This window comes from Pseudomonas sp. PME37.24/025, from assembly GCF_055556615.1.
The window spans coordinates 45,467-54,701 of sequence record NZ_JBVHNK010000022.1 but is presented as its reverse complement, the minus strand read 5'-3'; the positions used below and the strand labels follow the sequence as shown (position 1 = coordinate 54,701).

At 58.1% G+C, this 9,235-nt stretch carries 3 protein-coding genes; all 3 read left to right on the top strand.

Annotated elements, in window-relative coordinates:
• Nucleotides 1–456: ShlB/FhaC/HecB family hemolysin secretion/activation protein (locus ACZ3HH_RS28555; protein ID WP_465809742.1), on the top strand; the 456-nt coding region annotated here is incomplete at its 5' end.
• Nucleotides 457–480: 24 nt separating this feature from the next.
• Nucleotides 481–8,250, top strand: a complete 7,770-nt coding sequence (locus tag ACZ3HH_RS28550; protein WP_465809741.1) for a two-partner secretion domain-containing protein — start codon at nucleotides 481–483, stop codon at nucleotides 8,248–8,250.
• On the top strand, nucleotides 8,250–8,579 hold the full coding sequence (locus tag ACZ3HH_RS28545) for an antitoxin YezG family protein (RefSeq protein WP_465809739.1): 330 nt from the start codon (nucleotides 8,250–8,252) through the stop codon (nucleotides 8,577–8,579). Before ACZ3HH_RS28550 ends, ACZ3HH_RS28545 begins: the two co-directional genes overlap by 1 nt.
• The last annotated feature ends 656 nt before the right edge of the window (nucleotides 8,580–9,235 follow it).

The following is a 9,235-nucleotide window of genomic DNA, read 5'->3' as shown; positions in this document are numbered from 1 at the left end:
ACCCTCAGCTATCTGCAGCCCTTTGTGCTGGGTGGCGAGTCCTTCAGTTTCAGCAGCCTGATGACCGGCCAGCGCAGCGAAGACGTGCTGTTCAGCCCGCAGCGCATGAGCTTGGGCGGACAATCGTCGATCCGTGGTTACAAGGACCAGTCCTTGTCCGGCGACAGCGGCGGCTACTGGCGCAATGACCTGCGTTGGAGTCGCCCGGTGACGCTGGAGTGGCTGCGCCCGGTGTTCGCCGAATACGGCACCAGCCTCGGTTACGACCAGGGCGTGATTCGTGGCGATCGCTACAACGGCGATCAGCACGGGCGCATGTCGAGCAACTCGCTGGAGTTGTTTGCCCGTGGTGAGCACCTGAGCGCCAGCGTCACCTTCGCCCATTCCCTGGAACGCCCGGATGCCCTGAGCGAGCGCGAAGCGCCGATCTATTTCCGCGTGGATTTCTCCCTCTAAATTCTGCTTTAACGAGATTCGATCATGGACGTTCGCCCCTACGCCTTCCTCGCTGGCCAGCCCTCTGCTGCGGTCAAAAAACGCGAGCACTTCTGGGGCATGCCCAAGCGCGGCCTGGCGTTCCTGTTGGCCAATGTCATGTTCTGGCAACCGATGTGGGCCCAGGCGGACGGCATCGTGATCAGTGCGCCGGGCACCAGCCTTGGCCAGGCCGGCAATGGCGTGCCCATCGTCAACATCGCCAAGCCCAACGGCAGCGGCCTGTCTCACAACCAATTCAAGGACTACAACGTTGGCAGCAACGGCGTGATCCTCAACAACGCCACCAACGCCGCCCAGCCCACACAACTGGGCGGGATCATCCTCGGTAACCGGAACCTCAACGGCACCGCCGCGCAAACCATCCTCAACGAAGTCAATGGCGGCAATCCCAGCCAGTTGCGCGGTTATACCGAAGTCGCGGGGCAATCGGCGCGAGTGATCGTTGCCAACCCGTACGGCATCAGCTGCAACGGTTGCGGCTTCATCAACACCCCGCGCGTCACGTTGACCACCGGCAAACCGGTGCTGGATAACGGTCGGCTGGATCGCTTTCAGGTCGATCAGGGTAGCATCGCCATCGAAGGCGCCGGGCTGAACGTTACCAACGTCGACCGCTTCGAAATCATCACCCGCAGCGCCAGGATCAACGCCGAGATCCAGGCCAGGAATCTGACCATCATCGCCGGTCGCAACGACGTCAACGCCGACACCCTTAACACGACCGCGCGCGCCGATGACGGCAGCGCCAAACCGGGGTTGGCCATCGACTCCTCGACTCTCGGTGGCATGTACGCCGGGTCGATCAAACTGGTGGGCACGGAGGCGGGGGTCGGCGTAAAACTCGATGGCAAGATGGTCGCCAGTGGCGGTGATATCCAGCTGGATGCCAACGGTCATTTGAGTTTGGCCGAGACTGCTACTACTGCCGGTGCCATTAACGTCAAAGCCGCTAGCCTCGACGCCCGGGGACCGGTCTATGCCGGCACCACCCTGCACGTCCAGACCCAAGGCGACCTGACCAGCCACAACAACCTGGTGGCGCGCGACAACATCCACTTGGATAGCGGTGGCACCCTAAGCAACAACGGAATTATTGAATCCGGGGTCAATGCCGATAACAGCCGCAACACCACCGGTGATATCACCCTTATTGCAAAGCAGCTGAATAACGGCGGCAGAACGGTGGTTGCTAGTCGCGACCTGAATGTCACGACCACCGCTGCGCTGAACAACCAGGGCGGTACGCTCAGTGGGCAGCGCAAGACCACGGTCACGGCCAATGTTGTGGATAACCGCAATAAAGGTCGAATCCTGGGTAACACCGAACTGCATCTGAACGCCAACCAGGTACTGAACGCTCAGGGTGGCCTGATCAATAGCCAGGGCATGCTGAACGCCAACCTGGGCCATCTGGAAAACAGTGCAGGCGAATTATCCAGCCTGAACAGCGCGACCCTGATCCTCGGCAGCCTGGACAACCTGACTGGTTTGGTCATGGCCGGCAAAAACCTCGACATCACCAATATTGGCGCGATCAATAACCAGGGCGGCGAGTTGTCTAGCCAAGGCGTCATGAGCGTGCGCACAGGCAGCCTGGACAACCGCAACAAAGGCACCGTCGCTGCCAATGGCCAATTGCGGATAAGCGCTACCGGCGCGGTCAACAACGCCGACAAGGGCCTGATCGCCAGCCGCGGTGCCGGCGTCGAGTTCGATGCCGCCAGCCTGAACAACATCAAGGGCACGCTGCAAGGCAAGGGTCTGGTAACCGTGGATGTCACGGGTGATATCGATAACCAGAGCGGCAGCATCATCGCCCAGGACGCCAACCTGAATGTCTTCGCGACCAACCTGGACAACCGTGGCGGCGTGCTGTCCAGCGTCAAGGCCGCGCTGGTGGCGCGGGCCACGGGTGTGCTGAAAAACGGCTATGACGTAAACCGTCAGGGCGGCACGATCCAGGCTCAAGGACTGAACATCAAAGCCTTGGGTGGGTTGTTCAACGACGGCGGGCGCCTGGCCGCACAAGCCGGCGATATCGTGATCAGCAACGCGGGTGCGAGTATCAACAATCGCAGCGGCGGGATGTATGCCACGGGTCAGGTCCGGGTCATTGGCCGGGATATGGACAACAGCAGCGGCGGGCAGGTCAGTGCCAGTCGCATCGACTTTGACCTTTCGGGCGCACTGAACAACAACGCGGGCATTATCGAAAGCCAGGACAGCCTGGATATTCTCGCCGCCAGCCTGAGCAACCAGAAAGGCCAACTGCGCACCCTGGGCAAGAACAGCACTACGACGTTCAACATCGGAGGTCTGTTCGATAACAGCGACGGCACCCTGGAAACCGCCAGTAATGATGTTGGTTTCGACACCGGCAGCATCCAGAACGTGGGCGGCAAGCTGTTGCACACTGGCCTGGGATTGTTTGGCATCAGCCAGGCCAACCTGGGGCAGGCGGGTGGACAGCTGGTGACCTACGGCAACCTGACTGTGACGGCTGACCGCTGGACCAACAGCACGGCGATCCAGGCTGGGCATCTGGTCGTTCATGTCAACCAGTTGACCCAGACCGCCACTGGCCAGTTGCTCAGTACCAATGGCATGGAAGGCCGTGGCATCAATTGGCGTGTTGATGGCCTGATCGGCAGCGATGGAGCCATCGACCTGCAACTGACCGGCGAATATGCAGGCAGCGGCCGCTTGAGCAGTCTCGGTATCCTGGGCCTCAAGACCGCGCTGATCAATCTGGAGGCAAGCGGCAGTATCGCTGGCGGCGGCAGCACAACCGTCGTGGTCGATGGCGTTCTCAACAATTATGGTCGGCTGACCTCGGCGGCGGACATGAGCGTCACTGCCGCCACGATCAACAACTACGGCACGCTGGGCAGTGCCGGGGCGCTCGGTGTATCGACCGGCGACCTGCTCAACGAACACGGATTGATCTTCAGCGGCGGCAATACCAGCCTGCGCGTCAATAGCCTGACCAACCGCTATGCCGATATCTACAGCCTGGGTGATCTGAGCATCGATCGCGACGGCCTCGGCACCCGCGCCAGCCGCATCCTCAACAGCTCCGGCTCGCTGCAGAGCAACGGCAACATGCGCCTGGCGGCCAGCACGATCGACAACGTCCGCGAGGTCTTGACCACCAACGATGCAGGCATCTACACCGCCTCGATCAGGGAAGTGGCCTGCATCCCAGGTGATTGCGACGGTCCCAAGGTAAACCACGTCTGGCAGATCATCCAGCGCGATAAGTTCGAAGTCACCGCAGCCAGCGCCGCCTCCAGCATCACCACCGGCGGCAACCTGGATATCCAGGGCGACACCCTGACCAACCGGAGCAGCAGCATCGGCGTCGGCGGTGCATTGACCGCCAATCTGGGCAGCCTGAACAACATCGGCATCGAAACCGGCGAGACCGAAACCTCGCGAACCTTCAGGTCCGAACGCACGCGCCACCCGCGTAGCTGGCGCACCGCCGCGAATGACTTCACCAACAAATACTGGTTGCAGAGCCCGGGTTACACCCCCAACGATCTGGGAGGCCTCGAAGCGGCGATGAGCCGCTTCATCGGCAGGACCGAGCGCGAAATGCCTTTGCTTCGCACTCAAACGGCCTCCACCGATAGCCAGACCTACGCGGCCATTATCCAGGCTGGCGGCGCGGTCGATATCCGCACCCAGGGCAACGCCGACAACCGCGTCGTGCGTGGCGGCTACAACTACGTCGGCGCCGGGCCGCGTACCGACACCCAGGCCGACAATGCCTTCTCGACCCGCATCAGTGTCAATCGGCAGCTAGCCCCGAACCTGACCCAACAGCAGGTCGATCCGCTGGCCTTGCCGGGTTTTGACTTGCCAACCGGGCAAAACGGCCTGTTCCGCATGAGCGGCAACAGCTCGACCACGCCGACCCAGGGCGCCGGCCTGCTGCAGGTGCGCGGGCTGGCTGACCGTTCGATCAGGTCCAATCCGCACAAGTACCTGATCGAGACCAATCCGGCGCTGACCGATATGCGCCAGTTCATGAGCTCGGACTACCTGCTGAAAAACCTGGGCTACGATCCGGACCTCGCCGCCAAGCGCCTGGGGGATGGCTTCTACGAACAACGCCTGATCCAACAGGCGGTGATCGCCCGCACCGGTCAACGTTTCCTCGACGGCCAGACCTCTGACGACGGCATGTTCAAGTACCTGATGAACAACGCCATCGCCAGCAAGGACGCCCTCCACCTGTCCCTGGGTGTCACTCTGACCGCCGAACAGGTCGCGGCCCTGACCCACGATATCGTCTGGATGGAAACCCGGACCGTGAACAACGAACAGGTGTTGGCGCCGGTGCTCTACCTGGCCAACGCCAATCACCGCCTGGCGGCCAATGGTGCGTTGATCCAGGGCGCTGATGTCAGCCTGATCGCCGGTAAAAACCTGAACAACGCCGGCACCCTGCGCGCCTCCAGCAACCTGAGGGCCACGGCTGGCGACAGTCTGGTCAACAGCGGCTTGCTGGAAGCGGGCAATCGGCTTGAGGCGCTGGCGAGTAATAACCTCACTAACCGGGCCGGCGGCATCATCGCCGGGCGGGATGTCAGTGTTGTTGCCCTTAGCGGCGACGTGACCAACGAACGTACCGTTACCACCCACGAAAGCAGCAGCGGCTACCGCACCGAACGCACCGACTTCATCGACAGCGCGGCCCGTATCGAAGCTGGCAACAACCTGACCATCAGTGCCGGGCGTGACATCAACAATGTCGGCGGTGCGCTGAAAAGCGGCGCTGACACCACCCTCAATGCCTCGCGCGATGTCAATCTCGTCGCCGCCGAACGCATCACCAGTGGCACTCGCGGCCGGCATCGTGACCAAGATATCAAGCAATACGGCTCCAGCCTCGACAGCGGCCGCGACCTGACCGCCAACGCCGGCCGCAACCTCTCAGTCGTCGCCAGCCAGATCGCTGCCAAGCGCGACGTCGTCATGGCCGCCAAAGAAAACTTGACCCTCGCCTCGGCTGCGGATGAGCAGCACTCCTACGGCAAGAGCAAGAAGGTCACCAGCCAAGAGGATCATGTCAGTCAGGTAGCTTCGACGGTCAAGGCGGGGCGCAACGTTGCCCTGAGCGCAGGGCAGGATCTGGCGCTGATCTCCAGCAAGGTCAACGCTGCAAATGAGGCCTATTTCGTGGCGGGTGGCAAGCTTGAGCTGCTGGCTGCGCAAGACAGCCACTATTCGCTGTACGACATGAAGAAGAAAGGGGGGTGGGGCAGCAAACAAACGCAGCGTGATGAAGTGACTCAAGTCACCCACATCGGTAGCGAAATCAAGACCGGGAGCGATCTCTTGCTCATCAGCGGTGGAGATCAGCGGTATCAGGTGGCGAAGCTGGAGAGTGGCAAGGACCTGACACTGCAAAGTGGTGGCGCCATCACCTTTGAAGGGGTGAAGGATCTGCATCAAGAGAGCCACGAAAAGAGCAATACCAGCCTCGCCTGGAACTCCATGAAAGGCAAAGGCAACACCGATGAAACCCTGCGCCAAACCCAGCTGGTTGCCCAAGGCGATCTGGTGATCAAAGCCGTTGACGGCCTGCACATCGACATCAAACAGATCAATCAGAACACCGTCAGCCAGACCATCGACGCGATGGTCCAGGCCGATCCGCAACTGGCTTGGCTCAAAGAAGCTGAAAAGCGCGGCGATGTGGATTGGCGGCAAGTGAAGGAGATGCATGACTCTTTCAAGTACAGCCATTCCGGGCTGGGCCAAGGTGCGATGCTGGCGATCATTATTATCGTCACGGTGTTGACGGCGGGGACCGGTACGGCGGCGGCCGTAGGTGCCTCCGCAGGTGCTGCCGCCTCCAGCGCAGCTGTAGCGGCGGGAGCCTCAGCTTCCATGGCTGCATCTATTGCGGCTGCTGCCGGGGCTGCCGCAGCTGCAAGTTACACCGCAGTAATAACGCAGACTGTAATCAGCTCGATTAATAACAAAGGGAATCTGGGAGCGACACTCAAAGACGTTACTTCCAGCGATAGTATCAAAGGCTATGTAACCACTGGCCTAGCCGCTGGCTTTGCCGCCGGAGTTCTCGACAAGGCGTTTTCTGTATCTCCAGAGAATGCCGGAACGGCCACTCATGGTTTCAGTCTTGGGGATCTGGATGGCTTCACGAAATTTGCTGGTTACACCCTCGCTGAAAAGGGCTTTGGTGCGGTAGCCGATACCGCTATTAATGGAGGCAGCTTCAAGGACAGCCTGGCACAAGCAAGCATCAGCGCCGTCGCCGATGTATTGAGCGCTTCTGTCTATAACAAGCTTGGCACCCAGCTGGAGTTCACCGGGATCCCTGCCAAAGTGGGGGCTCATGCGATTGTCGGTGGCCTGATTGCGGAAGCCGCGGGTGGCAGTTTCAGGACTGGTGCCCTGGCGGCAGGAGCGAATGAGGCGTTTGTCGCCGCAGTGGGTGATTCAGTATTTGCCGGCAGCATGCACGATCAACTGCTGGCGATGACTTCGCAGTTGATCGGTGTAACCGTCACCGCTGCGGCAGGTGGTTCTGAAAAAGATCAAGAAGTAGCCGGATGGGTCGCTCAGCAGGCGACCAAATTCAACAGCCTTGATCACCCAACCGCTGAGAAGCTACTTAAGGAACTGAAGGACTGCAAAGCCAGCGGCACCTGCAGCGAGCAAAAAATCCGAGGCGTGATCGACAAGTATGAGCACCTATCGACGGCTCGTTCAGAAGCCATTCTTGCTTGTTCGACGCGAGAATGTGCGGAAGGTATTAAGGCCAATACCGTTTCGATGGATGACCCTGTAGCCAAAGAGCTAATGGGTACCTTCAAGCATAAAGTGACATATGACATGTATGGCATGCTCGCAGGCAATCCGGGTCAGATCGCGACGCCGCCCCAAGGTATCGACAACTGGGGCGCAACGTACGTTACGGACGATCAGATCCTTCTCGCCAAATACATCAAAGAAGGTTGGCTGACTCCCCAGGAACAGGCCCATCTGGATAAGTGGAGCAAGGACACTGACTGGCTCGATAGGGCGGTGGGCCATGCGCTGAGTGTCGCTGATAAGGCAGCGATGATCGCCAATTTGGGCAACACGCTGGTGACCGAGGGGTGGGGTGCCAAGGTTCGGGGTGGAAATTCTGGGGACAAAGGTGTAAATAAAGGGATAGGATCCTCGCCGGATGCGGATGAGTATGGGATTAATCCGAACGGTGCAAAAGGCGCAGGCCAGACTTTACGAGAGGTCGAAGTAAGCTCTGGTGGCAAGGGAGCATGGTCCAAAGATCTCAATAAGCCTGAGCCAAACACGATTTATAAAGTGGATGGAAACAAGACCTATCAAACAGACGGTTTGGGTCGTGTTGAAAGAGTTGAATCCAACCTTTCTTACGCAAAAAATGACCGGAATACCTATCAGCAATGTGTGGCAGGAAAGTGTGGAGTATCTGGTGACGAGGGCGGGCATTTAATTGCAAGTGTTTTTAACGGGCCAGGTGAAAAGTTGAACTTGCTTCCCATGAATGGGAATTTAAACAAGGGCGCCTGGAAGTCGATGGAAAATACTTGGGCAAATGCACTTAAGGATGGGAAGCCTGTAAATGTCAAAATTGAGCCTATCTACTCGGACTCTAGTGTGCGGCCTGACAGGTTCAATGTTAAGTATTCAATTGACGGTGGCCGCCCTGTGAATGTTGACTTTAAAAATGCACCTGGAGGTGGGGGTTGATGGATGAACAGCTGTTTTACGAAAAAATTGGGCAGCTTCTAATTGATGCTGGTCCCTCAGACGCTAAAAAAATAATAGCCAGAGCGGAGCTTTTCCCTGAAGGCGACGGCGGCAGCTATGAGTTTGATTACTTTAATAAAGCTGGTGATTTAAATTGGTTTGATCCCGACGGTCGCGCAGTTGGTGATTTAACCGACCTACTAGTGCAGTTGAGGAGCCATTTTGTTATGAATGGCTTGTGCGCAGGCGAAAAAGCCTGGTCTGGATGTGTAGTTACTTTGGATGTAGAAAATATAAAGATAAATATTGAATTTAAGTATGACAATTAAATAAAAGGCCATGGAGAGATGGTATGGGCCGTGGTCGAGTGGCGTACCAGATGTTTTCTGGGATTGCACTCTATGTGCACCCGTTGTGTTGCCTGTTTGCTTCCTGGCAGCACTCAAGTTGCACCCTTGTTGTACCCAGACCTGACGACCTTCGGTCTATCTGTTCAATGGTTATACTGTTGGCGCCGACGCCAAATTGACCCAGTTACCGAGATTCACTGACCCAGCCTGATTCCTCGCACCGTAGCCTGTTCTAGATTAGTGCTGATTTTGAGGTGGGTTAGTCTTACATCGGCACGTGGGTCAATTCGGCATCGGCGTCAACAGTCTTGCTGGACTTTAGCTTGTGGGACGGCAATTTACCATGTCTACAGTTTGCGGCTGAGCTGATGCGTTGACCGACGATAGCCTTCATCTACATGCACCCTAGCTTACGCGGATGAGATTCCGGATTGATTTGGGAGGAGGAGCCCGTGGATAGCTTATAAGTAGGAATTAATGGTGCAAAGCTGTACGTGAATCGTAGGGCTAGATAAAAAGTAGTCGTGAGAACCAAGAAACACGGGCCGCTATGAGTCCTAAGCGCCCTTGAGTGAGCGTCTGGTTTTGGTAGGCATACCTTGGCTGTATCGATTGGACGGACACGGAGATCGCGA

Coding starts and splice junctions, on each gene's coding strand:
- ACZ3HH_RS28550 (WP_465809741.1), top strand. CDS start 481: ATGGACGTTCGCCCCTACGCCTTCCTCGCTGGCCAGCCCTCTGCTGCG.
- ACZ3HH_RS28545 (WP_465809739.1), top strand. CDS start 8,250: ATGGATGAACAGCTGTTTTACGAAAAAATTGGGCAGCTTCTAATTGAT.